The following is a 26,948-nucleotide window of genomic DNA, read 5'->3' on the forward strand; positions in this document are numbered from 1 at the left end:
CCTTAAAAGCGTAAAGTCGCATCAAACGTGACGGAGAGGTTGCTCTCGCGTTTGCCGTCGTAAGGGCGCTTGTCCCAGTTCAGCATCACGCCGGTATCCATGACGTTGTTCCACTGAACGCGTTGTCCGTAACCCAGCAGAGCGATGGCGCCAGCGGACTGATTTTTCTGCCAGTAGCGGCCGCCTCCCGCCACGAACTGCTGGCTCCAGAGGGTGTCGTAATGGCGGAGCATCTCATGGTCAACGGCCAGGGCGGCCGTCACGGAAAGATCCCGCGCCGGGTTGTAATAGAGGGTGTCCCGCAGGCTGTTTTTGCTGGCAGCGATCCCCGGTTCGAGATCCAGCGTCAGGGACGGGGTCTGCCAGAGACGCTCCTTACCCGTGAGGGTGTATTCCTGACGGCGGTTATGGTCTGAGAAGTGGCTCAGGGCGGCGTTGAACTGGTACTCACGGCGCTCGTTTTGATACCAGCGCACCCCGCCTTCACCCCGGTTGGCGCTAATTCCATTGCGTAATGCCCGCAGGGGCGTGGTGCGCGACAGGCGTTCAAGGCTGCCGCTGACCTGCCAATTATCCGTCAGAACGTACGAGGTTGAGAGGCGAGCGCCCGGCTTGTTTGCCCCGTGATAGCGGTTGCTGGAGAGTTCGGCTTCGAGCTGCAGGTCCCGTGGCCGCCATTCGACGCCGCCCAACAGGTGACGGCTGGTGCCTTTGCCTTCTTCGAAATTACTCTGCGCATAGCGGGTGCCGGCAAACAGCCGCCAGTTATCCGCTATGGGCGGGCCATAGAGCGTGGCGTCCCCGTTGAGGTCGTGCGTCCCGCTGACGGGGTTATCGGAGTGCAAGCCCTTGCTCGCGTTGAGGCGCAATTCGGACATGTGGTGGACGGTGCGTAGCCTGTCCAGACGCCTGGCGCTGCGATCGACGGGCGTGCGGGTGATGACGTCGTCGGCCAGTAAATCCATCTGCCGCCACTCCTGCAGATCCATGGCGACGTAAGCCTGCTGCTGCTCAAGTTCCAGATTCGAGGGCTCCAGCGCCTCCGCCGTTTTCAGCGTTTGCTCGGCCGCGCGCGGCAGACCCCGCGCCTGAAGCAGCGTGGCGTAGTCAATTTGTAGACCCTGATTGCCCGGCGCCGTTGTCGCCAGACGGTGCGCCAGCTTTTCGGCTTCCGGCAGGGCATTCGTCGCCAGCAAATAGTTAAAACGGAGCGACTGCCCGGTAAGCCAGAGATCGTTCGGCTGAGGGGTAGGGGAGCCGAAATCGTAGCGGGTCCAGGGGACGTTGCGGGTCTGGCGCTCAACGTACTGGCGGGCGGACGGATACTCTCCCGTATCCAGCCAGGTGTAGAAAAGCGCGTGCTCCTCGTCCTGCGGGTCGGAAGCGTATTGCGGATAGCGTTGCAGAAGCGAGAAGGCGGCAGCCGCGTTTTTCTCCTGCAGATACGCGGAGATGACCCAGCCGATTGCCCAGCCTGGCACCGGATGCTGGGCTGCCGTCAGATCCTGATATTCGCTTATCACCTGTTGGTAATCAGCATGGGCGTACAGCGCGCCGAGCCGGTCGATACGCGCAAGGACGATGTCTTCCGCCGCCTGTGGCTCGCCTTGCCAGCGAGACAGCAGCGCGTCGTAACGATTCAGCGCAGATTGCGCAAGCTGCAGGCGCTCTTTTTCTGTTCGGCCAGGCACATCGGCAAGGCGAACGCTTTCGGCTGCGGCATTCAGCTCAAGGCGACGACGCTCCGCGGGGGACAGCGCCACCTTTTGTGAAAGCAGGAGCGCGGGGGTATTGACCCGGTTATCCGTTAGCGCATCAATCCGCTCCCTGAGGAGCGCTTTATTCTCAGGTGCGATATTCAGCGCACGCGTGTCTGCTAAGAGCCGATCCCAGCTTTTTCCCTGGCGTAACCAGACATACGCCAGCGTCTGAAGATGCGACTGAGAGGGATTTTCCGCCACCAGCCGCCGGGCTTCCTGCAGAGCAAGCGTATCTTTGCGGGCATCGGCCAGGGTTTTGATATAGCCGATACGATAATCGTCGTTTTCCGGCGCAAGGCTGCGCGCCTCTTTCCAGAGCGTGAGGGCGGGCTGCCACGCTTTTTGATTTCGCCTGGACTGTGCGACGGCCGCAACGCCGCGGGCGGGCAGCGGCATATAAATGCCGTAACGCTGCCACACCTGAATAACCTCGTCATCATGACCCGCCCAGGCCGCCACCTGTAACCAGTCCGCTACTTGTTCAGGCGTCAGGGCATGCTGCTGCTGATAACGCTGAAGATAATCGAGAAACGGCGCGTAATTACCGTTACGCGCCTGTTGAATCTGTTGCTCATAAACGGATTCAGTCGCCTGAACCAGAACAGGAAAGAGGAATAACAGAAACAATAATGTTGGGGTGCGATAAAAGAATAACGTATTGAAGCGAAGCGATCTTTCCATATCTATTTGCCATTTGTTTATCGTGAATCCATTGCATAACACGGCCGCCTTTAAGCTCAGCATTAAAGGCCATAAATGAGAACATTAAAACTTAATGCAGTGATGTTACGGGATACTTACCTAAAGGTAATTATGGATCCTTATCTCAGTGGAATGGTTGAAAGCTAATGTACACCTGATATGTTGCCTGATAAATATGTTGAAAAGTGGGTTTGTCGTTTTGAGATAATTCTGTATCGAGGGGTTTTTAACGTTTTTATTGAATTGGTGGTTTATTTGTAACTCATTGAAAAATTGCTGTTTTATTTTTATTGTGACAGCCTGTTATATATTTTTTATGCGGTTTTGCTGAGTCAATTAAAGTACTTTCTGGTAGATATTTGGGAAGTTTCATGACAAAAATTCCTAATGTTTAGAGAAGTGACTTTTCTGCGATTGTTTTTTATTTATAATTAATGGCAGACATTGAATGATAGTCTACAGGAAGTCTTACTCATCAATGTCTGTATTGAGGGATATCCAAAGCCAGAATACGTTTATCGTTAAAATAACAGCGCTATAAAACGAAGGCGGTCTTCTTTTCGCAGGATCGTTCTTGCTTTAATCTAAAAGGGATGGTTAGTGGCAACTTCAATAGTGTTAGTGACTCAGGATCGCTACCTTGTCAGGGGCATGCGGATATTTTTTCCGGATATTATCCTGCTCGACAAGATTGACAGAAACATATTTGATAACGGTGCAGATGAATATTCTGTATTGATTGATAGTCGTGCTCCGCTCCGTTTATATGATTACCTGATACGCCATCCGGCCAGAACGAAAAAAACAATCTGCTGCGTTATGCTTGATATGCGACACCGTGAGGAGAATCTGCTCAGTATGAAGTTATTTATGAACACGTCGCTCACGGCGCCGGATATGGCCTCGCTGTTTAATCTGATTCTCAATATGAAGGGCAGACGCCTGACCACGAGGTGGCTACTTAATTTACGGCCTGGCACGCACGAAGCGATCATGCTGCGGTTGCTGAGGGCAGGGATGTCGATGGAAGCCATTGCTGAGGAGCTGAATACGTCGGTGAAAAGCCTCTATCGCAAACGAACGACGCTCTCGGAACGCCTGGGAGTGGAGAACTTCAACGAGGCGTGTTTGTTTATCTTTAAAAACAAACTGCTGGATGCGGTTGGGAACGATCCCTGGGGTGGGGAGAAACCAAAAGCATAAAACTGACTTGCGGGCGGGTTCTTTAAATAGGGGGGGCCGGACTCGGTGCAGTCCTTTGGGTTAATGAACGGTTTTCTATGCTAAAGCTATTTTTTGATTGTTTGTCAAGACCACCATAACACTAACCCTTACACCATTGCAGGCAATCTCCATTATTTGCCTGCTGGTTTGTTCGTTGTCCGATGTGGGTTTGGTTTCTGCTACTGTCTGATAATTGTTGAACCAGTTTCTTCTGTACCGAGTATCAGCAGGGCAGGTTTTCGAAATTTGACACTCAGCGAGGATCGGTGTGAGACACTCACGGTCTTTCCTCCAGCCTATTCATCATTGAAGAATGATAGTAGTTTTATGAGAATAAGGGCTAAAAATATAGAGGTGCCTGTATAAAGCCCTCGCTCTGTCCAGGTATCCAGACGAAATAACCAATAGGCACATAAAAAAACAAGTAGCCCACCAATAACTTTATAAATTATTCGTGAGAGTGCACTTTTATCATTCTTTTTTGATTTCACTAAGTACTACCACCATTAACTTATTAAATAATAATTATGAGCTAACTAATTATTTTTCACTCTCGTCTTTTTATACTCGTCATATATTATGATGGTATCATCATAAACAGTTAGTCTTGCAGAGTAATCTTTATTGTTTTTGTATTTTGTTTTCATCGAGAGTAATTTATTTTCAATGTTTGAGCAGTTTCTTTTAATCGAATCCTCTACAAACTGATAAGTCAATTTTTCTTGACGAACATCAAAATCCCTTATCCATCCTTCACAGGAATCAGCGGTTTCAAAAAAATCCTGCAAGTCTTGCGGCATATCATAAATAACGATGTGGTTAACATTTTCTGCAAATAAATAGTTACAGTAAGAAATAACTATAATGAAATTAATTATAATAAGGAATCTCTTGTGCATAATAGTCTCTATATATAATCTTTAAGTCATTTTATTTGTGAAATATTCATCTCGGTTTTGCAATATAATGAAGATATTGGAACCCTATAACCGGAAAGCGCTCCAATACTAAGTGATGAATAGCCGCATTGTTTTTCTCTGTAAATGATAAAATAACGATGAAGTTCGGGGAAGGTTATTCTTGCAAGGTGAATGTTAGAATCGTATGCCAGGGTCCCATCTTCATTAAGGCCTCTTTTCTTTCCTTCAATATTATCGAATCTTTCCAGCCTTTTTTGTGCATTAATTTCTTCTTTTTTTAAAGCGATAACACTTTTCTGGTATTTGTCCATAAGGCACCAGTAAACGTCACCCTGTTGTATCTCATTATTGCATTCCGCAGGATCGATGTTATGCGCATCGGCTGCATTACATATAAGGAAAAGAAATAGTATTTTTTTTATGTTCATTGATTATTCCTTGTAAACGTTATTTTCTCTCATCTGCAACAATGAGATCGTATGTGAATCTGATTTTATCCGCATAGGTGTGATCCCCTCTATGACCTGGTTGTGTTTTTGTTGGGTCTATATTATATTGTTTTTGAATGTTCTCAGGTGTAAATAAATACCATCCTGGTATATACTGTTCTATATGTGCTTTTTTATATTTAAGTTTACTCCCTATGTGAATGACTTTAACTCCATTCAGTGTAGTAAGCACACCCTGTGTTGTGCCTATTTTCTTTGCTATGGAGCTATAACCACGATCGCCATTAACAACTTCATAAGTATATTCATTTTCATCATCATATACAGTTTTATCTTTTTCTGTTTCTGACATTTTTATCATTAAAAGAGCAATGCCCGCACGGATATTATATTCCGGATTGCTCCTTATAAGATCTGTCTTATTGATTAAATAAGGGCCCCATGCTTTCGGAATTATGATGTTGTACTTTCTAGGACGAGCAGGAATAGCCACTTCTTTGATCCCCTCATCTCCTGTGTTTCCTATCTGTATTGGTCTTGTTTTCCATGCCGCTACCGTCGCACCTGTTTCAGTCCATATCATCGCCTTAATCAATTTCCAGTCCAGTGGTCTGTACTGTTCGATGTTTTTCGATATGGATAAATGCTGATTAATTTCAGATACAAGTTTCCTGATTGTATTATCATAAATGTACCAGTCAGAATTGCCAATTGCTTTTTCCCGACCTCTCTTCCATTCATCAAGAGGGCTGAGTTTTTTGGTCGGTTGTCCAGAACTCTTTCCTGTTGTCCGGGTATTTACCTGAGATCTTTTCCTCGGGTTTTCTGTTGCTGGGATGCCTTTGTGTGCCGCTGCCGTGCGCTTTACCATGTGAAGCCCTCTATTCATTGGTATAGTATTTACTAAAACACCCTCTCATCCCATAAACTGTATGCACTGGTTCCGGCAATGCAGTGCTCCCAGCTGATTGATTCATATATAAAAAAAATACTTTCCTGGGGTTGTGCTTCACTGTCAATGACTACATGCGCAACCGAGAAATTAATATCACTTACTCGGGCGTTTTTTAATTCCAGCTTGTAATATTTTTCATTAATACCAAATCTATTTGTCCGATAAAAATCAAAAGTGCAGGTCAGTATTTCATTATCGTTAATTGCTTTTCCCAGCAAAGGAGATGATTTATCGACAGGTTTTTTTATCGTAACTGAATGATGATTAACATTTTGATCCCGACTTAACCCATGCGTCAGTTCATATACCATAATATGATCAAGGTGCAGTAACTGTGCTTTATTACCGATAGAGTCAAGGGAACAGCAACCTGCTGAAATCAATCCTTGCTTTTCACCGCTCAGTGTTAAATAAATTAAATTTGCCATGTTGTTCTCCTCACATTAACTATTTTTTTCCGGATTTTGCATTCGTTGCCGACTCTGGCACTACATTGCTTTTCAGCAGCAGCCAGCGGCTTAAAACGCCTTTCAACTGTTCATTAACTTGTTTTTCCAGCGCTTCTGTATTCCGTCCCTGTGCCCTTGCGTCCTGGTACTGTGTCAGCAGGGATTCCAGCGGCGTTTCCTGATTCAGCAACCGTTCCGCCTGCCAGGTAACGGTTTTGATATAGGAAAGGGTAAAGCCCTGTTTCTCTGTCTCCCGTTGCATCATCAGGTCGGCAAAGTCGCGCAAATTCTTGCGTGCTTGCTGCCAGCCACGCATTTGTGGGCTGCTTTGCGCGCGGGTTTTCAGAATTTCATTCCACTGCGCTGTTGCCTGCTGCTGTTGCAAACTCTCCGGCCAGCGACTGTCTGCGGTTCGCATCATCTGCATACCTGTTTCCAGCAGTTGCAGCGGCGAGGCGTCGGGAAGCTGTTGCAGCCGTTGTCCGTAACTGTTCAGTTCAGGCGAAGCCAGCCAGACTGTTGCCGCACCTTGCGGCGTATCCTTGACCTGTGCCAGTTGTTGTTGCATCGGGTATACCTGCCACCACCACAGTGCGGCAGCGACAGCCGTTGTACAGGCAACACCCGCCATAAAACCTTTACAATTCCGGCCTGGCGTGGCGCTGGCGACTGGTGCGGTATCCTCCGCAGTGCCGTGGTAGACTTCCACCTTCATTTTAGGCAGGTCAGGCAGGGGCGGAAGGTTTTCCTCCGTAACGGGCTGTGTGCTCGCCGGCGCATAGATTAACGTTCTGACGGCGGCCTGTGACTGAGTGCCCCCACTGCTTTTCAGCTGTGGTTCAAGTCGTTTACGCGTGTTCTGCACAAAATAAAGCAGGTTTTCTACATGCGGCTGGCGGTTCAGTTTCACCTGCTGGAGTTTGTCGCAAATCAACTGCAATGCGCGCTCAGTCCGGTACAGAAAGGGCAGGTCAGCGTCTGAAAAGGACAGTTGCTGGCGCAGGAAATTACCGCTCCGGGTATTGAGCCAGTCAAGCATCCCGGTACGGGCTGATTCATCCTGCGGCCAGAACTTATCCCAGTCGTGGCTTATCATTGCCGCCAGTAGCTCCACCCCTTCGCAAAATCCGGCCAGCCCGTGTGTACGCGTGCGCGCCAGGGTGTAATAGGTCGCCGTGTGCAGATCCACGCCGTTGGCTTTAAAGATCGCCAGTGCCAGTGATTCCACCAGTTTCCAGTTCAGCTCCGGCTGCGACGGATGAGAGGATTTATTGATCTCTTCCCGCAGGGCGCTGAATTCCGGCAGGTCGCGAGGATCGCTGCCGGTAACAATAATTTGTGTGAGTATGTCCTGGCTCATTTCAGCCTCCTCAGTACAGGGTATCCGGCAGCCTGAACTGGCTGAATAGCCCGCCGGTGAACGGATTATCTTCCGTGTCCGTATGCACCCGGTACACCATTGCGCCGCCGTCCACGTTAAAGCGCACGCTGAATGTGCCATCCTGCACGCCAGTAAGCTGCCCTGCGCCAAACAACCTGAACTGTGCCCACGGCCCACTGAAACCGATGCTGCGCGGCGTTTTGCCGCCGGTGCCAATCAGCGTCAGCTTGCTTTCATTACCCTCACGCATGTTATTTGGCCAAACCAGATGCGCGGTATAATTGCGGCCCTGGCTGTAGTCCACTAACTGACCGTCAAGGTTGAGTACGCTGCGCCGTTTATTGCCGGAAAGCGATACGGTCTCCACGGCAAACTGGGTGCCCAGCCCATTCTGGCGGCTGAAAAATGCCTCGCGGATCTTTTGTGCGGTCTCCAGTTGCCTGCTGACATCCTCGCGAATGATGACGCTGTTGTCCCCGTCACCCAGGCTCAGGTCGTTCTCCATAAACAACCGCAGGTTCTGCTGATAAAAGGTATCCAGCACGCCGTCCGGTTTAAAGAAGCGTTCAAAGGCATCCAGTGACGCATCCTGTGATGATCGCGGGTTAAACGGATAGTTGTTGGCGAGTTGTTCATTAAAGGGTTTGACCACGTTGTCGCGCCAGTCCACTTCCATAAAATGAACTGCCTCCACCATCACCACATGCCAGGCCTGATCGGCTAGCCTGCCCACCCAGCGGTTAAGCGGGGCAGGCAATGTTTTTGCCATCTGGCGGGTGGCGAAGATTGGATCGCTGCTGTTTTGATCCAGCCGTAGCTGCACCGCCTTCAGCGCTGATTTTCCCGATATCGGCGCATTCTGAATAGCCAGCAGGTAACGGTGCAGTTCCGTCAGTTGTTGATAGACTGTCTGCAGGGTGTTTTCTTTGTCTTTCTGTACCGCCAGCGTGCTGTTCTCCGGGGCGAACTCATGCCCCAGACGGGTCAATAACTGATAATCCGGCTCAGCCATGGCTTCCTTAAGCGCCCTGTCATCCAGTTTTTCAGAGAGTACGGCGGGCTGCGTGTTGTCGCGCAGTGCCGTCAGCGCCCGCTGAAGCGGCTGATCGCCGCTGATAATTTGCTCCAGCGCCCCGGTCAGCTCCGCAACAGATTCATAACCACGCACGTTGAGGTTATCCATTCCGGCGCGCCAGGTTGCGGTGTAGTCGCTGAGATATTGTTCGGTAAGCTGGCGCTGAATTTCTGTCCGGTCGGCTTCGCTGTATTTCACGCTGTGAGTCAGGTTCAGCACCCAGGAATCCATCGCCGTCAGTTCGACCAGTGCATCGCGCTGTTTGACGAAATAACTTTGCAGGCCGTAACGGGTGAGGAACTGCGGAACAATAAGTTTATTATCATCTCCGGAGGTAAACACCTGATCAAACGTGGCGCCCACCTGGTCACGCAGGTTCAGATCGGCGGGCAGCACGCCGAGCGCACGCGTTTTAAGGCTCTGGTAAACACGCTGGTAGACGGGCAGTTTGCTGAGTTCTTTCTGAGCCGCCAGCACCGGGCCGTCATACGGTGTCCAGCGGTTGATGGCGTCACCGTCGCCTGCCTGACGTTCCGCGCGCCAGTCAGTATGTTGCAGGGCGTAGTCCAGATGAGACATCAACTGCGCCTGGAGATCACGCTGGCCATGGAACTTATCGCTCCAGCGTTTTGCCATGTACTGTTTCACCACTTCGTTGCTGCGTCCGCTTTTATCCTCCAGCATTCTGATGACGCGCAGCACCGCGAGTTTTTCCTCGCTCTCCGGCGGCGCAGCATTCATCTCTTTTACCAGTCCATTAAAAAGAGCCGGGAGGTAACGCTGCTCCAGTAGTTGCAGGTAGGTCTGCTCCACATATGGGCCGATACGTCTGCCCTGATATAATCCCATATCGGCCAGGCGGCTGCGATCATCCCAGTCGCCGTAGGCCAGCGTGGCATCACGCACCGGGTTGAGCAACGGCAATTGCAGGTTGCCGTAATCGTCCATACCCTGTGGTGGTGGAACAGACATAAAGGCTTTTGCCTGCTCCAGTACAGTGATGCCGGATCGCCAGTTGGTATTGTAATAGTGATGCCAGCCCGTAATCAGCAGCAGCACGGCAATGCCCCCGATGACGGAGAACACCGATAACCGTCGGCGGGACTGCATCAGCCAGACGCGGCTTTCACCAGCGAGGTTAGGCTCTGCCAGTAAGGTCTGTGGAAACAGGTTGCGGGTAAAATAGGGGGCCGTGTCCACCAGAGGCCAGGCCGTCATCGGGCTGTTGCCCAGGCGGAACTGACGGGCGGCAGACTGCATAAAAATATCGTCTATCTGGCCGCGTTGCAGGGAGGAGGTGAAGTACACGCCACGCAGCATGACGTCCATATTTTCTCCGTCCAGCAGTCCGTTCAGCAGGGATACCAGCGGCTCGCGGCTCCCCTGTATCTGGCGGACAAAGCTAAACAGGGAACTGCGGGATCCGGGGGTTAACATCCGCTCCGGCAGGGCGTTATTGAGCTGTTCGCCCCAGGTCTGCCAGAACGCATTCAGCTCCGCGCACCAGTCGTCATTTTCATGGGCATGACGGGTAAAGGTGACGCCAAGAATGGCATCGCGGTCGTTCCTGTCCAGAGACTCAAACAGCGCCGCAAAACCGTGCAGGAGATCCAGCCGGGTCAGCACCACATACACTGGTAACTGGCAGTGAAGGTGCTGGCGTATATCCTGCAAACGTCCGCGCAGGATTTGCAACAGGTGCTCCCGGCGTCGTTTGTCAGCAGTCAGAAGATCGGGCAGATCCAGCGTCAGTATCAGGCCGTTCAGCGGCTGTCTGGCGCGTTTTTGTACCAGCCAGTCCAGCATTGTTGTCCACAGGCGACGGTGCAGCACATCCGCCTCCTGCTGCTCAAAGAGGAGGCCATCTGCATCAAAAATGACCGCTTGTTTTCCCACATGTGGGATAACATACCGGCGCAGCTCCACTCCTCGCACGGCCTCCGGGGCGTAAATAATGTCGGACGGAAAACCTTCGCGCAGCAGCGACGTTTTGCCGCTTCCGGATGGACCAATAACCATATACCACGGCAGTTGCCACAGGTAGCGACGGTTGTCGAGATGGCGTTGCAGACGCAGCAGCCAGTGGTCGAGATAACGTTGCTGGGCAGTGAGCTCTGCGGTCAGAGGATCTTTTTCCTCTTCACGCTGTTGTTTTTGCTGTTTTTCCAGCAGTTGCAGGCGCTTCATTACCCTGACGGTAAGCCATACCAGCGCCGCGAGCGTCCATATCGCCGTCGCCAGCCAGCGGTTCGTTAGCGGTTTAAGCCACTGCTCGTCGTATAACGACCATGACGGGCCTTTCCACCAGATCCATACCAGCAGTACAATCCACGCCAGTGCCAGCAGCCAGGCGGCGGAAACCTTTACGCGGGGCATCGCCGGTCGGAGGGCGGATCGCAGACTGCTGAACAGTCGGGGTGTTGGTAATCTGAACACGGTAACTCCTTGTTACTTTATTATTTTTCTGCCGTGAATTTTTTTTCCAGTTGCTCCAGCAGGGACGGCTCCCAGTCAGCCAGCGTCATACGCAGCCCTGCTTTAAACAACATCCGGTACTGCTGCTGCGCAAGCTGCACCATTCCGGCGTCTTCCATCAGTTGCGCGCCAAGATACTGCCGGAGAAACTGATCGCGCGGATCGCCTTCCGGCAGCTTTTCCAGGTATTGCAGCGCGGCTTCCAGTCCCTGCTCACTGAAACACTGGCGAACAACCTCTGTGTCTTCATCGGTCCGCACAACCGGGGCTGTCTGACTGCCCGGAGACGTCGCCAGCCACTGTTTTGTCTGCTCGCTCATAAACGGTGTGCGGTCATTAAACCGCAGGGAGGCCAGTTGCGGCAGGCGGGCGAGAAAACGGGTCACTTCATCCCGGATGGCTTCCGCTGCGCTGGTGTAACCCAGGCGTTGCGCGGTCTGCGCCGAAAGATAATGGCCATCGAGCCAGTACGGGGCCAGAAGCAGGCTTTTTTCCACCTGCTGCCAGAGCGCCAGATCGGCATTGTTCAGTCGGGTCTGATAATCGGCGGTCATATCAGCAGGCACCGCCGCGAGCGGTGTCCGCCCGTCGCTTTCTGACTGGGGTACGGATGTAATGGCCTGCCATAACGCATGGCGTCGCAGGCGGTAACCCTGCGGCGAGTCCGGCTGGCGATCGCAGAGAATAGCGGCGACTTTCAGCAGTGTGTCGCGCCAGGACTTGTCATCGTGACTTTCAATATCGACAGTCGGGACAGCAGCGATGGCAGACGCCGTCACCGATGCTGGAGCGGGCGGAGAGACAGTGCGCGCAGGCGAACCGATGGATGGCGGCGCAGGGTGCACAGGGGCAGCCCTGTGAAATGCCCGGCGATACTGCGATGAGAGGTCATCTACGGCCTGTGCCAGCACCGGAACATTATGCACCTGCCAGCGCTGTGCCAGTTTTGCCAGCTCAGCCAGCAGGATGTCGCGCTGCGTGGTGTCTGCATTGTCTGCGAAACTCCCCACTCCGGCTTCAAAGCGTTTGATAACCTGAGCAGCAAAGCGCTGTTTATGTACGGCATTTTGCGGTGCGGCCTGCGCCCAGTAATGTTCCACATACAACGTCAGTAAACGTAACGCCAGCAGCGGATCGCCGGCGTGTTGCAGCGTGCGTAACAGGTGGGCCAGCAGGCGAAAATCTTTGTTTTCCGATGCCAGAAGCACTAATCCCCGGCGCTGAATCTCCGGGATATCCAGCTGACTGTGCGCCAGCGAGCCAAGTTTAAGCATTTCGCCGTCGATATATTCCCAGTCAGGATTATCATCTTTCAGCGCGGAGGTCAGTTTATCTTCCGGCAGATTTTCCAGTAGGTGTGAAATCCAGGTATCCGGGTTACGTAAGTCCATTGCCATTTTTATTCCCCCGCCCAGTGGCAGGCGTCACGCAGCGGTGCGATAGTTTTCGCCAGCCCGTCAATGTTAAATGTCAGTTTCCCGGCGGCACTGTCCGTACCGGTGTTGATGGCCAGGGTCTTTGCACCGAAAAGCTGTTTGATTTCGACAATGCCGGATAAGCCCCGGCTGGCCTCCAGCAGATAACCGTTCTCGCGGATAAACCAGTGTGACTGAAAACGTCCATTGTCAGTGGTCAGCGTCACGGCGATGTTGTCAGGTGTCATGGCATGGGGCAGTGCCACCTGCATTCGGGTGATGTTATCCACGCAACTGAACATCAGCACCGGGCGTGGCGGTACGTTGCCGATAGCGGGCGTGGTGATAATGACCGTTGGCCGCTCTCCACCGCTCTGCGTCATCATCAGTATGGTGGAGTTGTCAGGACGCTGTTTTTCCTGAGTGAAGGCCCGCTTCCAGGCTTCACCTTCATAGCTGGCCTTTACCAGCGCGCCATCAAAGCCGGATTGCTCCGGGGCCAGAATATTGTCATAGCAGTCAAGACGCTCCAGCGCAGCAGGCTCCCGGCGACAGTCCATCATGGCACTGAGCGTCGTCTGCGCGTTGGTTTCCGGCACCACACCTCCCGGCAGTACGGCAAGCGCCTGTTTCACAGGTGTTTCCGCCTGTACTGCGCCGGGGAATAATCCTGGCAGTAGCATCATGATCAGGAGCGTCTGCATTCTGCTCATAGAACGGTTTCGTCCTCTGTTTCCGGTTCAGGCTGTCTGTTTTTCACGAAGCTGTCGTCCGGTGCATCTTCAACGTCAGCGGTAAACGCACCATCCGTCACGTTCAGCACGATACGGGCAATCGCCGTGTTCGCTGCCATTTTCTGCAACAACAGCAGGGAGAGCGGCGGTAGCATCTCGCCGTCGATGATCGATTCCAGCATTCTCGCACCGTTTTCGGCGCGGGTGACGCGCTGCATGATTTCGTCGGTCACCTCCGGTTCAATCACCACCTCCGCACCAAAACGGGTACGCAGCACGTTATCCAGTCGCGCCAGCTTCCCGGCAATAATGACGGAGAGCGTTTCACGCGACAGCGGCAGATACGGCACCACTTCCATGCGTGCCAGCAGCGCAGGTTTGAAGAAATCCGCCAGCACCGGGTACAACGCGTCATGCATGGTTTTCGGGTTATCTGCATGTTCGACAATTACCTGATAGCCCAGATTGGAGGTGAGGAAGAAGACGATGTTTTTACAGTCAATTAGACGGCCTTCGCCGTCAGCCATTTCGCCTTTATCAAAGGCCTGGTAAAAGAGGTTAAGTACATCCGGGTGGGCTTTCTCCACTTCATCCAGCAGCACCACGGAGTACGGTTTCTGACGGATGGCTTCGGTCAGCACGCCGCCTTCGCCATAGCCGACATAGCCCGGTGGCGAACCGATCAGGCGCGAGACGGTGTGTTTTTCCTGAAATTCCGACATATTGATGGTGGTGAGGTACTGGCGACCGCCGTAGAGCAGTTCCGCCAGCTGCAGCACGGTTTCGGTTTTGCCCACACCGCTGGGACCGGCCAGCAGGAACGCGCCGAGCGGTCGCCCCGGACGGCGCAGATCCGCACGTGCTGTCAGCAGGTGCTTATGCAGATGCTTAATCGCCAGCTCCTGGCCCTTGATCGTGTCGCCCAGCCACTGCGGCAAATCGGTGATGACCGACATTTCGTTCTGCGACAGACGGTTAAGCGGTACGCCTGTCCATTCGGCAATCACTGCTGCGATTTGTTTTTTATCGACGTGTGGAGAAACCAGTAACTGCGTATGGTGCAGACTATCCAGTTCGGCGGTCAGCGCGGCCAGCCGTTCTGCCGGACAGCCTTCGGGGACGGTTTCTGGTTGCCCCGTCACGGATTCATCCAGCAGCCTCCTGCGTAGCGCGATTATCTCCTGCACGAGCGCCTGCTGCTGATGCCACGCAACTTCCAGTTCATCAAGTTCTGTCAGTGTTTCATCATACTGCACCAGCACCTCATTCAGCCGCGAGGTGTCAGATCGCAGGCCAATACGGATTTCACGCTCAAGCTGGCGGATTTCCGCTTCGCACTGATGGCTCAGTGTGGTCAGCGCCGAAATTTGCCGGGGAGGAGATGACAGATTAATTGCCACCCGCGCACAGGCGGTATCCAGCACATCGATGGCTTTATCCGGCAACTGACGACCAGAAAGGTAGCGCTCGCTCAATGCCGCCGCTGCCTGTAACGCTTCATCGTCAATCAGCACGCCATGGGACTGCTCATACACCGCCGACAGGCCGCGGAGAATAATGGTAGCTTCGGCAGCATTGGGTTCGCGTACTTTTACCAGTTGGAAACGACGCGACAGGGCGGCGTCTTTCTCGAAGTATTTTTTATATTCGCTCCAGGTGGTGGCGGCGATGGTTTTCAGTTCGCCGCGTGCCAGCGCAGGTTTTAGCAGGTTAGAGATATCCAGCCCGCCCTGTTGGTTGCCCGCGCCAATCAGCGTGTGGGCTTCGTCGATAAACAGAATAACGGGTTTCGGTGACTGAATGATCTCCGCCATCAGCCCCTTAAAGCGCTTCTCAAACTCGCCTTTAACCGATGCGCCTGCCTGTAATGCGCCAAGATCCAGGGTCATAATATCGATATCGCGCAGTTTTTCTGGTACCTGACCGGCAACAATACGCAGCGCCAGTCCTTCGATCAGCGCGCTTTTACCGACGCCTGCCTCACCAACCACCACCGGGTTGTTTTTACGGCGGCGGCAGAGAATGTCTGTCATCAGGTCGATTTCGTTATCGCGGCACAATACCGGATCGAGTTTGCCGTTGCGGGCATCATCGGTCATGTTTCTGGCGTAGCGGGCAAGCAGGCTGTCGCCGGTATCGGCTGCGGCGCTGATGACCTGTCCGTCCGCATTCAGCGTAACCGACTCGGCGGACGCCTGCGTCCATCCGGCAAAATCCTGCTGTAGCTGGTCGCGGTTGATGGCGGTGAGCTGCCGGGCGGCGGCAGGCAGCACGTAGCGCAGCGGCGAGTGGAGCACGGTGAGCAGCAGGACGCCGCCGCGCAGCTCTGTCTGCTGCATTTCAGTAGACGCCAGCAGCCAGGCCTCTTTCAGCCATTCAACCAGCATGGGGGAAAACGATGGATAGCTATCCACTGAACGGGTTGTGGCGTAATTTTCTACTGTCAGCGCCTGGCGTAAATCCTCGGAGTTGATCCCGGCGCGTTCAGTAATTACCCGTAAATCGCTGCGCAGGATAGCCAGCATCTGGAGCAGTACGTGGCTGACAGTGATTTCCGCCGCCTGCTGACTCATACACTCCGAGGCTGCGGCTTCCAGGGCCTGTTTCGCAAAAGGGTTAAGTCGTTTTACCAGTGTGGCCAAATCAATCTGGATCATATGTGTCCTTACCTGGCGAGCAGCCGGTTTAACTGGTGAAGAATGTCCTGCGTCTGGCCATCCAGGCGCAGCAGATAGAACAGATAAAACAGCGTCAGCACGACAATGCCGCCGGACAGAACGTGGCGGACGGTCAGTCGTTTAATAAGCTGGTAGTGTCCGCCCTGGATTTTTTTATCCTGGTGCAGCAGTGGAAAGGGCGCATCGCCGCGCAGTTTATGCAGGACGTGATACAGGCGGCGGTATATCTGCTCAAACTCCCCCTGATCCTGAGGCGCGACTTTATAGCGCCCGCGAAAGCCCAGCGAAAAGCAGATATACAAAAACTCCAGCAGATCCCGGTAGCGTTTTGGCTCGCGCATCAGGCGTTCCAGCAGAATAAAGACCTTTTCACCACCCCAGGCTTCATTGTGGAAATGCACCAGTAACGACTGTTTGATCCATTCGTTCTTATTGGACCAGCCGTTACCCAGCGCCGCTTCATCTATAAAGGTACAGAGGATGTAACGAAACGAGATAATCACGCCTGGCTCATAGCCCTGCTCCTGGAGCAGTTGCTCCACCGCCTGCACATCCGTCACCACCTGAGTGAACAGGTGTTCAGGCATGGCATGGCTGTTCATTCCCGCAACGCGCATCACCATCCCCAGAAGCGGCGTGGCGGCGTCGATCATCGGGTTCAGGCTGTTGCCACGAAGCGTAAGCTGGTACTGGCGGAGGCCTTCGCTTTCATATCCGGGTAAAGGGGACATTGACAGCTCATCCATCGCTTTATCCTCTTATAGCCCACAGTTGCATATTCAGTTCCGGAAACGAACCGGATACATGCAGGGCGATGGCACCTGTGGCCGCCACATCCGCCCAGGCTGTACCGCTCTTGTCCAGTTCGAAATAGCTGAAACCGGCATGGTACGGAAGCTGGCGGGGGGCCACCATCAGCGTATGCAGCGGGATACCGGGGATTTGCACGCTAACCATATTGCGAATTTTTTCCGGTGAGGAAATTTTTGACTGCTGGATAAACTGGCGCTGGAGTTGCAGGGTTTCCATTTTCGCCGCCACCGCCAGCACGAAGGTGGCCGACTGCAACAGCACTGAGTCATGTACGTCAGCCTGCCAGATGCCATCGCGCAGATGCAGCGGCAGATTAACCGCCCTGGGCGACAGGACGGTATGCAGTGCCCGCTTCACTTCCGGCAACAGTGTTTTGAATGTGAGCGTCAGATTACGGTGATCATAGATATCCAGTGGACAGGGAAGACGGGACGGTTCGGTAAATGTCATGAGTTCGCCCAGCAGCCCGGCAAGATCGAGATAAAACTCTTCCGGATGAAGCTGTGGTCTGCGGGCGCGGTGGGTGAACCGGGTCTGGTTACGGTTGAGCAGTTGCAGCATCATAAATTCCGCCACATCGGCAATACCACTTTGCGCCGGAGAACCAATGCGGTTAGCCAGGTCATTGGCCCGGCCGCCGACCGCTTCCTGGACTTCGCGGAGAAATTCACGCAGCCGTGCGCTGACATGGATGTTCTGACAGGAGGGGATAAAACTGTCATCCAGCATGAGAGAGCCGTCTGCACGCCTGTCTTTGATACGACACAGTGGCAGCGTGACATATGCACTCATATCGTCTGCCCCGCTCATAATACGGGGGGTTAACTGACCCAGCGTCAGTGCCCGTGCATCACCATTCTCTGAATGCAGATCCCGGACATCAGTATCGTTCAGCCGGTAACGCCCGATCTGTTGCCCGTAACTGACTTCGCCTCTCACATCGCTGGCGACGGGTAGGGCCAGATAGACATTACGGCTTTCTTCATCGGGAAAATTGTCCGGATGCAGCGGATCGGGTAGCGCATCCTGATCCGGAAGGGAGAACACCGTGCCATCCGGCAGCGTACCCGACGCGCTGTCGAGCATGATTTTACCCTGTGCCAGCAATTCGTGGTTGATGGACAACTCCGTAAATCCCCAGGACAAATCATGAACGGCCCGAAAACGCAGATTATTCACATATTCGTTATAGCGTTGTTGCTGCTGGAGATGGTGCGGACGCATCAGTGTCCCTTCCCGCCACATCACCTTGTTTCGCGTGGTTGCCATCGTTAATCATCCTCTTTTTTCATTTCAATACTGCTCTGCCGGATGTGCACCAGCAGGCGGTAGTTGTGTCCTGTTCCGGCCACCGGTTCGATTTGCTTCCATTGTGTAGTCTGGTCGTCGGAGAAGTAGGCAATCACGCCGATAAACTGCGTCTTTTCATCCATTTTCATCATTGGCAGGGTCTTTATTGTGTCGGGCAGCAGGCTGAAATCCTGGTGATCGATATAGTTCTTCCCCAGCGCGTCCGGTAACGGTGTGCTGGCGAGCTGGTCATAATCCGCAGCCTGTAATTTCGAATCATCACTCAGGTAAACCAGTTGCACGTCCACCGCCGTCGCTTCACCGTCCGCATTGATGTTGGCATCCGGCTCGGTCAGCAACGTGATCGTGACCTGTGATGACTGGTCAGCCAGTTTGCCGACCTGAATATCCGGGTTTGTGATAACCTGGCCGATTTTTTTTGCTGTTTCACAGCCGGTTAAACCGACGGTGAACAATGCCACTGCCATCCAGGTCCGGCAAAAACGCCTGGTCATGCTTCCGGCTCCCGCTGTTTTTCACGCAGTACCCGGTCATAAACCTGGGCATACACTTCGTTAAACAGCATCTCAAAACCCTGCTGGCGGCTGGAGGCTAGCTCATCGTAATAATCGCAGTACATCTGCCATGCTCCGGCATCATCCAGCGGCTTGCGCAGTTCATGGCTGCGGCGGTACTGCACAAAACGACGCATCAGGCTCTGCGGCGAGAAGGCGTCCAGCAGCACGCGTAGCGATTCCACAATGGCGGCGCGGTTGGCTTCTTCGTGATGGCGGATATTGCGCAGGCTCTCGCTGACGGCAGCAGGTGCGGCGAGATGTACCGGGCTTTTTCCTTCGGCAAACAACACGTCCAGCGCGGTGGCGTAGTCCATATTCAGGCGCAGCGGATTATCTTCCAGCGGGCGAAGATGTTTGTCAGACAGGCTGTTGCGGTGCTGCTGTAGCTCAAGCAACCCTTTAACCGCCGCCTGCAATGTCCTACCGGCTTCTTCCAGAAAATCGTCGGCATCTGCCGTGTTATGCACGGCAAGCGCTCCTCCCAGCCCACGCAGTAACGGGGTGACGGCAAGATGGCGCTGTGCCACGTCTGTCGGTGAAGTCGCGCTATCATCGCGGTCCTGCGGATCGGCATACATGGACGGCAGATCCATAAACGGCGTGTTGATCCCGCCATGCGTGACCGGGTCGGACAACGGGGTGGATGGCTGGACTGGCGCGAACGCTGCAAGGGGATCGCTCCTTGTGGTCAGACTTTCGGTCCGCAGCGCCTGCAACGGATCGGTGGAAAAGCCATTTATAACGGTATCGGCGAGCTGGTGGCGGGATGGCATTCCCGGATATTCCGGCGCGCCGTCAGTGGACAGCAGCGTGTCTGACAGAATATCGTGGTTAGAAACGATGGTTTCAGGGGTGGCCATCTCGTCGTCGTAATGCCGCAGCCCGCCCTGGTTCAGATAAACCCGGAGTATCAGATGTCCCGTCTGGATCTCATCGCCCTGACGTAAGTGCACCAGATCTGCAGCTACCGTGACTTTGGCCTGATTCAGCCATAGTGATGCGGTCAGCGGATGCAGGCAGAATGCACCGTCATGCAGACTGATGGTGAACGCTTTCGCCGGAACATCCTGATGCCTGTCCTGAACCGACCAGTGGCACTCACTGCTGTGGCCCACATCCCCGCTCTGTGTGAACAGACACCGTGCCGCACGCCCGCTTTCCAGTTCGCTGCCGTTAACGACGTGCAGTGAAAGCGTTTGTTGCCGCGTTTTTTCTTCCGCCATATTCTGCTCCATGTTGGTTATATTTTACTCCCTGACCCTGATGGTGACTGAGGGATGTTCTCCCGGATCGCCGAGAAATGACGTCCAGCCCAGCAGTGCGCTCTTGTTATCGCCCAGGCGCATGGTGCCCACCTGTTCCGGCGCCAATCCCAGGTGCAAATCCCAGGCAAGCTGATCGCGCAGGACAAAGGAGACAAACATCGCCAGCGGCAGAAAGCTTTCTCCTGATGGCAGGAACGAGAGGAACTGTTTACGGCTCAGGTTGTTAATGCTTAGCTGAAATTTACCGCTGAGATCGGGAACACTCGTCCCGAGAACAAAACCGCCCAGCACCGATCGACCGGCCAGTCTTTCGCCATTTTTAATCGTGTAACATCCGAGGCTGTTCTGCTGATCCGGCTCTATTTCCACCATTCGCCGCTGCCAGTTTTGCAGCGTTACGTCAGATAAATTTAAATCGAAACAGTGAGCGACCAACGAGCAGACGATCTCCGGCGAGCGTCCCGGATTCGCCAGTATTCCGGCATAGGCCAGCATTTTGCTGTGATTAATTGCCAGCCGGTCACGAAGCTGCCGGTGGCCCAGCCCCACCAGGGAATACATCCGCTGCGAGAACGCATCCACGCCGCCGTTACGGAAACTGACGTGGTAGCGGTACTTACGCCAGATATGCCAGACAAACTGTGTCAGGCGATGGCTGAACATATCCAGAAAATCGCCAACCGGACTTTGCTCCTGCACGGACTTCCAGGCCAGGCGATCAAGATAATAACCAGGCAGGGGAGACTGGCTGCCCTGTAGCCCCATAAAGGTGGTAGTCATCCGGAACTGCCCGGAGGCCTCCTGCTCCAGCGCGCTGACATCACTTACCGGAAATCCCAGGCTGGCATCAGCCCGGAAACGAATGGTCTCCTGTGCCGGAGGGGTATCCAGCGATAACGCCAGCGTTTCACCGCTCTCTGATGCCAGTCGGTGCAGCAGTTCGGAGAGGGCGAAAAAATTACAGGCACAGGCATCCTGAAGAAAACTCTCCCGTAACGCGTTTTGTTCATCCTGTACCGGAGCATCGTCCGGACTCAGATGAGCGGGTGTTGCCCGGTTTTTTCCGCCCATTTCCATGATTCCTGGCTTTCCGTGTTAACAAGGGTGAGCATGTGGAATGAATTGACGCTGGCATACAGCGACAGAAAGTGTGACAAAACTGCGCCCAGCAGGTACATCTCACCCTCACAGACAAACGGCCCCGGTTGGATATACAGGGTTGACGCCAGACCACGCACCGGTATCCCGGTAAACAGGCGATCAGCAGGCCTGGTTTCCAGCCGTTCAATGGCATCCAGTTTTTGCTGTGACAGGCGTGCCAGTTGTGGATGATGAATGGCGTGGCGATCAAAATTGGCTATGACCTGTTTGAGCGCATCAGCATCCAGCAGAGATAGATAATTCAGGTTCATGGCGGACAGCAGGGACCAGTGCAGGCTACCGTCTATAACCGGCCAGAGTGGCGGCGTGGGGCGGGTGATATTGCGAAATGATGCCACTGCCGCGTTTTTACCTGTTGTACCTGTGATGTCGCCAGGCAGGATCTGTACCGGCAGTTCCCGGTTGGTACAGGTCAGCGATGCCGAGACCACTTCATTATTAAGCAACAAGGCATCCGGGTGGCTGCCATCGGCATGAATAAAAGCCAGGGTATGATCAAAGCCCCGGTGAAACAGCGAGGTCTTTGTCCGGTGCTGCCAGTAGACCACTTCCCGTTTACGGCTGTATTCCATCTGGTGGCTGAAACTTTCAAAAGCAGGCCACTGACGTACAGAAGGTGTGGTAACAGGTTGTCCAAACTCTTTTTTTCTGAAGATACCCTGCGTCTGGCTCACCACACTGTTTACCGAAAAAATGTCGTAATGATCCGGATAGTGGCGACTGGGTATCAGCGGATAATCTGCCCGCTGGTGATCCAGCGTAATCGCTTCGGCATGATGGAAAAAAAGATTAATGGCGGGCGCACAGTATAAACGCAGGGAGCCGCGATGTAGCTGGATATCCACCGGTAAGGGGCGTGAAAAACGCAGCCGCAGAGTGAAACGGTTCTCCTTCAACCTGTCAGGTAGCGCCGGAATGCCACGGGCATCGAAAAAGAGAAAACTGTCGGCGTAGCAGAAAAATTCCTGGAGAATGCGGTAACCGCTGTGGACATTACCGGGCCAGGGCAGCATGGCATCCTCTGACTCAAATCCCACAGCTTTCAGCATAAATTCAGGCATCGGGATCGACTGCTCACCTGTAATCAACTCTGCGCCCTGTAAATATTCGCAAAACCACAGATAAAGCTGATAGCGGGTATAGTTATCATCATTGCCCAGCCAGAAGCGCAGCCTGTTCAGATCCAGGGTGGTGAAATCTGTACCCGGTGCGACGGCAAACGTAATATCAATGATGCCATGGCGGGGCGTACTGCGATCCTCAATCTGATCCAGTTGAACGGGTAACAGCCAGATATCACGGCAGAGAGTGAACGTACAGGGCGGAGCTGCATTGTGCTCATTGCCGGAATACGCAGACAATACATGGTTTCCCTGAGAGGCCTTCGCACCGATTGTGAACTGTTCGTTACGGGGGATGCGTACCGGCACGGAGGTTTTGTCCATATCCGGACTGTATTCAATCAGCGTCATTGACGGCACCGGGCGCAGATAATTGGGCCACAGCATTTTGATCAGGCCGTGTGTCAGCTCAGGAAACTCATCCTCAATTTTCTGGCGCAAATTACCGGTCAAAAAAGCCACACCTTCCAGCAGACGCTCGATATCCGGGTCGGTCCCTTTTTCAGCCAGAAAGCTGGCCAGATGCGGTTTTTCGGTCGCCAGTTGTTTGCTTAACTGCCGAAGGTAATTCAGCTCCTGCCTGTAATAGCGCTCTTCGAATTCCATTTTGCTACTCCACCCGATAATGCTGACTGCCGTCTGGTGCCATATCAAACTCAAGCACATCGTCGATGCCGTTAAATGTCACCCAGGCGGTGATATGGAAGGTTATTTCCTGTGGACTGGCCACCTGGGGAAGTACTGCCCGAACCTCAGCGTGTGAGATCCGGGGTTCATAACACTCAATGCACTGCACGATGGCCCGGCTCATGGCGCTGCGGTAATTATCAGACCCTTCCGGCTCTTCGATGCCCAGCGCAGGGGTACCTCGACAACTGCCGGCGCGGGTGTTCAGGATATTTCGCAGGCTGAGGCGAATGGACTGTCTGAATGCCTCTATATTAGTGTCCCCCCGCCAGTTTCTGGCAGGAGGGTTTTCCAGACGCTCAAACAGCGATCCGGCAGGCCTCTCGCGCTCCGGCATCACTTGTCTAACCGTCCGACTAAAGACAGTTCAAACGACGCACCCATATATTTAAAATGGGGCCGTGCGGAAATCGCCACCTGGTACCAGCCAGGTTCGCCGTCCACGTCCAGAACCTCAACTTTAGCGCCACGCAGAGGCTTACGGCTGCGGACGTCAGCAGGCGGATTCTCCTGGTCAGCGACATACTGGCGGACCCAAATATTAAGTTCCCGCTCAAGATCACTTCTCTCTTTCCACGACCCGAGCTGCTCGCGTTGCAAAACTTTAATGTAGTGTGCGAGGCGGTTGATAATGAACAGATACGGTAGTTGCGTACCCAGTTTGTAGTTGGTTTCGGCATCTTTACCCGGAAAATGCTTGGGTTTCTGAACCGAATTGGCGGAGAAAAAGGCTGCGTTATCGCTGCCCTTGCGCATGGTCAGGGTTATGAACCCCTCTTCGGCCAGCTCAAATTCACGGCGGTCGGTGATCAGCACCTCTGTTGGGATCTTGGCCTGAATCTGCCCCATTGATTCATACAGATGTACCGGCAGATCTTTTACCGCGCCGCCGCTCTGCGGCCCAATAATATTCGGTGCCCATCTATATTTCGCGAACGAGTCGGCCACATTGCTGGCCAGCATCCAGGCGGTATTGCCCCACAGATAATGCTCGTGGCTGTGGCTGACATCTTCTGCGTAGTTGAAACTTCTGATGGGGTTTTCGGTGGCGGAGTAGGGCTGGCGGAGCAGAAAACGCGGTGCGGTCAGCCCCAGGTAGCGGGAGTCTTCGGAATCACGCAGGGCGCGCCATTTTGTGTAAGCCGGGCTTTCAAAGATGGCGTAAAGATCCTTGATATTGGGCAATTCAGTCCAGGAATTTAACCCCATGAACTCAGGCGATACGGAAGACAGGAACGGCGCGTGAGCCATAGCGCCGACGGCGCTGACATAGTTCAGCAGCTTCATGTCCGGCGTGGTATTTTTAAACTCATATGCACCCAATACTGCTGCAATGGGTTCGCCGCCAAATTGTCCAAATCCGCTGGAATAAACATGCTTATAGAAGCCTGACTGGGTAATCTCTGGCGCAAACTCGAAGTCGTCCAGCAATTCTTCCTTGGTGACATGGAGAATATTAACCTTAATATTCTCGCGAAAATCAACGCGGTCCACCAGGGCCTTCATTGAACGCCAGAATGACTCCAGTTGCTGAAACTGAGGGGCGTGAATAATAGCATCCATCTGACGGCTGATGCGGGCGTCGATGTCCGCAATCATACTGTCCACGGCCAGTTTGTTTACGGGTTCTGCTGGCGAACTGGATTGCAGAAGGCTGGCAATAAAAGCCGTTACGCCCTGGCGGGCAATATCATAACCGTCAGCACCAGGCTGGATGCGGGTTTGTGCCATGATTTCATCAAGCAATGACGGGGCATGGCTTCCCTGTTCAGTGCGGGTGGAAACAAGTTCCTCTTCCTGTAACGACATACTGAAAATCCTTGTGTTTATCTGTATTTCTGGAGCCAGGTTTCACTGTCAGTGGAACACCTTCCGCCAGTGTGGCTTCATCTGCTGATACCCGTGGATAGGGATGATTTCATCCATCAGACATCCGATCCTCTGGCCAGGCGCTGCAATCAATACATCCAGTGTTTCTGTGTTGATGCCGCCTGTCTGACTGATACATAACCAGCTCACTGCCAGCGTTAGTGCGTCATCGGTTCTGGTGGTATCTTTCCGCAAGCCCATACCGGGATAATCTCCCTGAAAAACAGAGATTACTGGTTTTCCGCCTGGCTGATTTCCCGCAGTAACTGTTCGCGGGAGTCTTCATTTTCCAGCAATGCCTGAAGCTGGGCGCGAAATGCTGGCAGATTACCCAGCGGCCCTTTTAATGCTGTCAGCGCTTCGCGTAGCTCCAGCAATTTGTTCAACTCCGGTACCTGTTTTGCCACACTGTCCGGAGAAAAATCATTCAGGGATTTGATTTCCAGCGAGACATTCATTTCATCGTCATCTTTTGCGTCGTCTTTCAAAGTTGCCGGAACTGCAAAATTCAGGCTAATGGATGCTTCTGCCATCACTGAATTGAATGAATGTTTGTCGATAGAAACCATCTGACGTTCATCAAGCGGCGCTATTTCCTTTGAGTTTCCGGTATCTCCCACTATTAACATATTAAGGGGTAATTCCACCTCAGAAGGCTCGCCATCCGTTTTTGGAACGTAAGAAATATTAATGCGTTCTTTGGGTGCCACGCTGCCGTTATAATCATTGCTCATAGAGGTTATCCATCAGGTTACGTTATGTGTTCTGCATCTCTGTATAAACTATGGAATGCTGTGTGATAGAGAAACTGTTAATTATTTTACGCAAAGAAAATTTTTTGAGAAGCACTTTTTTAAAATTGAATACAGGCGTATTCTTCTTTCGAAGGGAGTGTTTTAGGTGGTGTTATTTTCATTAAAAATAACTTAAAAGGTGTTTTAATGAATCTTAATACGGTCTTAACTTATTGATTTTTATGTTATTTTTGTTTTTTATTATTCGTGAGGAAAATGCATGGTATATAAAATCATGCGCCGGGATTATCTTTATTGGAATAATGATGAAAAATGATAAATACAATATTTATTCATCATGAAGTATTGTCTTTATTTTATGGGGGGAATGCTGATATATCACCGCAGTGGATGTACGGATACGTATTTTTATCGTGAGGTAGATGTTTTTTAGTCTCTGACTGTACGGGTTCAGTCTGCTATGTGAAGAGTGCTTGATTTATAGGATTTGTTATGTAATCCGCATATTTTATCTGTCGGTTGTATTTCGGCAGATATACGTAAGATGTCGTTAATCGTCAACAAGGAGTTTATAAATGCCTACACCCTGTTACATATCAATTACAGGACAGACCCAGGGCAACATCACCGCTGGTGCATTCACCGCAGATTCTGTCGGCAATATCTACGTGCAGGGTCACGAGGATGAAATGCTGGTACAGGAATTCCAGCACAACGTGACTGTACCCACCGATCCGCAGTCCGGGCAGCCGAGTGGCCAGCGTTCGCACAAGCCGTTCATTTTTACTGTTGCGCTGAACAAAGCCGTACCACTGCTGTACAACGCGCTGGCTTCCGGCGAAATGCTGCCGAAAACTGAACTGCACTGGTGGCGTACCTCTGTTGAAGGCAAACAGGAGCACTATTTCACCACCCGCCTGACGGACTCGACGATTGTGGATATGAAGTTGCATATGCCGCACTGTCAGGATCCGGCGAAGCGCGAGTTCACGCAATTGCTCGAAGTCTCACTGGCCTACCGCAAAATCGAGTGGGAGCACGTCAAGTCCGGCACCTCTGGCGCTGATGACTGGCGCGCGCCGCTGGAAGCGTAAGGCTGAATCCACAGCACCCCGCCCTTACGGGCAGGGTGCTGTTTTTGTTGGGGGATCGTAAACAAAAAAACAGTGTCAGTAAGGGGTTACGTTTTTTT

General features: G+C 52.9%; 21 protein-coding genes. 2 read left to right on the forward strand and 19 right to left on the reverse strand.

Annotated elements, in window-relative coordinates; genetic code table 11:
* Positions 1-2 precede the first annotated feature (2 nt).
* Positions 3-2,441, reverse strand: a complete 2,439-nt coding sequence (gene pgaA, locus KK102_RS13540; protein WP_126546276.1) for a poly-beta-1,6 N-acetyl-D-glucosamine export porin PgaA — start codon at positions 2,439-2,441, stop codon at positions 3-5.
* 672 nt (positions 2,442-3,113) lie between these two features.
* Between pgaA and KK102_RS13545 the strand changes: the two genes are divergently transcribed.
* On the forward strand, positions 3,114-3,665 hold the full coding sequence (locus KK102_RS13545) for a helix-turn-helix domain-containing protein (RefSeq protein WP_185805625.1): 552 nt from the start codon (positions 3,114-3,116) through the stop codon (positions 3,663-3,665).
* 557 nt (positions 3,666-4,222) lie between these two features.
* On the opposite strand, the gene KK102_RS13550 is transcribed toward KK102_RS13545, so the two are convergent.
* The 18 genes from KK102_RS13550 to tssB form a co-directional block, all read right to left on the reverse strand.
* Positions 4,223-4,585 carry a hypothetical protein gene (locus tag KK102_RS13550; RefSeq protein ID WP_216357799.1) on the reverse strand — a complete coding sequence of 121 codons (363 nt, stop codon included), beginning with the start codon at positions 4,583-4,585 and terminating at the stop codon, positions 4,223-4,225.
* 26 nt (positions 4,586-4,611) lie between these two features.
* Positions 4,612-5,034, reverse strand: a complete 423-nt coding sequence (locus KK102_RS13555) for a hypothetical protein (RefSeq protein ID WP_216357800.1) — start codon at positions 5,032-5,034, stop codon at positions 4,612-4,614.
* Positions 5,035-5,053: 19 nt separating this feature from the next.
* Positions 5,054-5,926: a LysM peptidoglycan-binding domain-containing protein gene (locus KK102_RS13560; protein ID WP_216357801.1), complete on the reverse strand. Its 873-nt coding sequence runs from the start codon at positions 5,924-5,926 to the stop codon at positions 5,054-5,056.
* Positions 5,927-5,958: 32 nt separating this feature from the next.
* Positions 5,959-6,438, reverse strand: a complete 480-nt coding sequence (locus KK102_RS13565) for an Hcp family type VI secretion system effector (RefSeq protein ID WP_216357802.1) — start codon at positions 6,436-6,438, stop codon at positions 5,959-5,961.
* Positions 6,439-6,457: 19 nt separating this feature from the next.
* Positions 6,458-7,819, reverse strand: a complete 1,362-nt coding sequence (locus KK102_RS13570) for a VasL domain-containing protein (protein ID WP_216357803.1) — start codon at positions 7,817-7,819, stop codon at positions 6,458-6,460.
* A 10-nt stretch (positions 7,820-7,829) separates the two neighbouring features.
* Positions 7,830-11,291: a type VI secretion system membrane subunit TssM gene (gene tssM / locus KK102_RS13575; protein WP_476728972.1), complete on the reverse strand. Its 3,462-nt coding sequence runs from the start codon at positions 11,289-11,291 to the stop codon at positions 7,830-7,832.
* 80 nt (positions 11,292-11,371) lie between these two features.
* A complete protein-coding gene (tssA, locus tag KK102_RS13580; RefSeq protein ID WP_476728971.1) occupies positions 11,372-12,787 on the reverse strand; it encodes a type VI secretion system protein TssA in 1,416 nt (471 codons plus the stop codon).
* Between the two features lie 2 nt (positions 12,788-12,789).
* On the reverse strand, positions 12,790-13,518 hold the full coding sequence (gene vasI, locus KK102_RS13585; RefSeq protein ID WP_216357804.1) for a type VI secretion system-associated protein VasI: 729 nt from the start codon (positions 13,516-13,518) through the stop codon (positions 12,790-12,792).
* Positions 13,515-16,196, reverse strand: a complete 2,682-nt coding sequence (tssH, locus tag KK102_RS13590) for a type VI secretion system ATPase TssH (protein ID WP_216357805.1) — start codon at positions 16,194-16,196, stop codon at positions 13,515-13,517. The genes vasI and tssH overlap by 4 nt, the downstream gene beginning before the upstream one ends.
* An 8-nt stretch (positions 16,197-16,204) precedes the next feature.
* The gene (gene icmH / locus KK102_RS13595) at positions 16,205-16,963 is read right to left on the reverse strand and encodes a type IVB secretion system protein IcmH/DotU (RefSeq protein ID WP_216357806.1); all 759 of its coding nucleotides are present in this window, start codon (positions 16,961-16,963) and stop codon (positions 16,205-16,207) included.
* A 4-nt stretch (positions 16,964-16,967) separates the two neighbouring features.
* Positions 16,968-18,299: a type VI secretion system baseplate subunit TssK gene (tssK, locus tag KK102_RS13600; RefSeq protein WP_216357807.1), complete on the reverse strand. Its 1,332-nt coding sequence runs from the start codon at positions 18,297-18,299 to the stop codon at positions 16,968-16,970.
* A gap of 2 nt (positions 18,300-18,301) precedes the next feature.
* Positions 18,302-18,808 (reverse strand): type VI secretion system lipoprotein TssJ, encoded by a 507-nt coding sequence (gene tssJ / locus KK102_RS13605; RefSeq protein ID WP_420841354.1) that lies wholly within the window; start codon positions 18,806-18,808, stop codon positions 18,302-18,304.
* A gap of 23 nt (positions 18,809-18,831) precedes the next feature.
* A complete protein-coding gene (tagH, locus tag KK102_RS13610) occupies positions 18,832-20,121 on the reverse strand; it encodes a type VI secretion system-associated FHA domain protein TagH (protein WP_126546292.1) in 1,290 nt (429 codons plus the stop codon).
* 24 nt (positions 20,122-20,145) lie between these two features.
* The gene (tssG, locus tag KK102_RS13615; RefSeq protein ID WP_216357808.1) at positions 20,146-21,234 is read right to left on the reverse strand and encodes a type VI secretion system baseplate subunit TssG; all 1,089 of its coding nucleotides are present in this window, start codon (positions 21,232-21,234) and stop codon (positions 20,146-20,148) included.
* The gene (gene tssF / locus KK102_RS13620) at positions 21,198-23,051 is read right to left on the reverse strand and encodes a type VI secretion system baseplate subunit TssF (RefSeq protein WP_126546293.1); all 1,854 of its coding nucleotides are present in this window, start codon (positions 23,049-23,051) and stop codon (positions 21,198-21,200) included. Before tssF ends, tssG begins: the two co-directional genes overlap by 37 nt.
* Positions 23,052-23,055: 4 nt before the next feature.
* The gene (gene tssE / locus KK102_RS13625) at positions 23,056-23,472 is read right to left on the reverse strand and encodes a type VI secretion system baseplate subunit TssE (protein WP_126546294.1); all 417 of its coding nucleotides are present in this window, start codon (positions 23,470-23,472) and stop codon (positions 23,056-23,058) included.
* Positions 23,469-24,941, reverse strand: coding sequence for a type VI secretion system contractile sheath large subunit (gene tssC / locus KK102_RS13630; protein WP_126546295.1), 1,473 nt, complete (start codon positions 24,939-24,941; stop codon positions 23,469-23,471). The genes tssE and tssC overlap by 4 nt, the downstream gene beginning before the upstream one ends.
* A 290-nt stretch (positions 24,942-25,231) precedes the next feature.
* The gene (gene tssB, locus KK102_RS13635; RefSeq protein WP_126546297.1) at positions 25,232-25,735 is read right to left on the reverse strand and encodes a type VI secretion system contractile sheath small subunit; all 504 of its coding nucleotides are present in this window, start codon (positions 25,733-25,735) and stop codon (positions 25,232-25,234) included.
* A 596-nt stretch (positions 25,736-26,331) separates the two neighbouring features.
* Between tssB and KK102_RS13640 the strand changes: the two genes are divergently transcribed.
* Positions 26,332-26,850 (forward strand): Hcp family type VI secretion system effector, encoded by a 519-nt coding sequence (locus KK102_RS13640; RefSeq protein WP_032944948.1) that lies wholly within the window; start codon positions 26,332-26,334, stop codon positions 26,848-26,850.
* Positions 26,851-26,948 lie beyond the last annotated feature (98 nt).

The organism is Enterobacter quasimori, assembly GCF_018597345.1.
GTDB lineage: Bacteria > Pseudomonadota > Gammaproteobacteria > Enterobacterales > Enterobacteriaceae > Enterobacter > Enterobacter mori.

Bases quoted from the DNA above. Each gene is read 5' to 3' on its own strand.
- tssF (WP_126546293.1), bottom strand. From the start codon at position 23,051: ATGGAATTCGAAGAGCGCTATTACAGGCAGGAGCTGAATTACCTTCGG.
- KK102_RS13550 (WP_216357799.1), bottom strand. From the start codon at position 4,585: ATGCACAAGAGATTCCTTATTATAATTAATTTCATTATAGTTATTTCT.
- KK102_RS13560 (WP_216357801.1), bottom strand. From the start codon at position 5,926: ATGGTAAAGCGCACGGCAGCGGCACACAAAGGCATCCCAGCAACAGAA.
- KK102_RS13545 (WP_185805625.1), top strand. From the start codon at position 3,114: ATGCGGATATTTTTTCCGGATATTATCCTGCTCGACAAGATTGACAGA.
- tssK (WP_216357807.1), bottom strand. From the start codon at position 18,299: ATGGCAACCACGCGAAACAAGGTGATGTGGCGGGAAGGGACACTGATG.
- KK102_RS13570 (WP_216357803.1), bottom strand. From the start codon at position 7,819: ATGAGCCAGGACATACTCACACAAATTATTGTTACCGGCAGCGATCCT.
- tagH (WP_126546292.1), bottom strand. From the start codon at position 20,121: ATGGCGGAAGAAAAAACGCGGCAACAAACGCTTTCACTGCACGTCGTT.
- tssC (WP_126546295.1), bottom strand. From the start codon at position 24,941: ATGTCGTTACAGGAAGAGGAACTTGTTTCCACCCGCACTGAACAGGGA.
- tssG (WP_216357808.1), bottom strand. From the start codon at position 21,234: ATGGGCGGAAAAAACCGGGCAACACCCGCTCATCTGAGTCCGGACGAT.
- pgaA (WP_126546276.1), bottom strand. From the start codon at position 2,441: ATGGAAAGATCGCTTCGCTTCAATACGTTATTCTTTTATCGCACCCCA.
- KK102_RS13555 (WP_216357800.1), bottom strand. From the start codon at position 5,034: ATGAACATAAAAAAAATACTATTTCTTTTCCTTATATGTAATGCAGCC.
- tssH (WP_216357805.1), bottom strand. From the start codon at position 16,196: ATGATCCAGATTGATTTGGCCACACTGGTAAAACGACTTAACCCTTTT.
- tssB (WP_126546297.1), bottom strand. From the start codon at position 25,735: ATGAGCAATGATTATAACGGCAGCGTGGCACCCAAAGAACGCATTAAT.
- icmH (WP_216357806.1), bottom strand. From the start codon at position 16,963: ATGGATGAGCTGTCAATGTCCCCTTTACCCGGATATGAAAGCGAAGGC.
- tssJ (WP_420841354.1), bottom strand. From the start codon at position 18,808: ATGGCAGTGGCATTGTTCACCGTCGGTTTAACCGGCTGTGAAACAGCA.
- KK102_RS13640 (WP_032944948.1), top strand. From the start codon at position 26,332: ATGCCTACACCCTGTTACATATCAATTACAGGACAGACCCAGGGCAAC.
- vasI (WP_216357804.1), bottom strand. From the start codon at position 13,518: ATGAGCAGAATGCAGACGCTCCTGATCATGATGCTACTGCCAGGATTA.
- tssA (WP_476728971.1), bottom strand. From the start codon at position 12,787: ATGGCAATGGACTTACGTAACCCGGATACCTGGATTTCACACCTACTG.
- KK102_RS13565 (WP_216357802.1), bottom strand. From the start codon at position 6,438: ATGGCAAATTTAATTTATTTAACACTGAGCGGTGAAAAGCAAGGATTG.
- tssM (WP_476728972.1), bottom strand. From the start codon at position 11,291: ATGCCCCGCGTAAAGGTTTCCGCCGCCTGGCTGCTGGCACTGGCGTGG.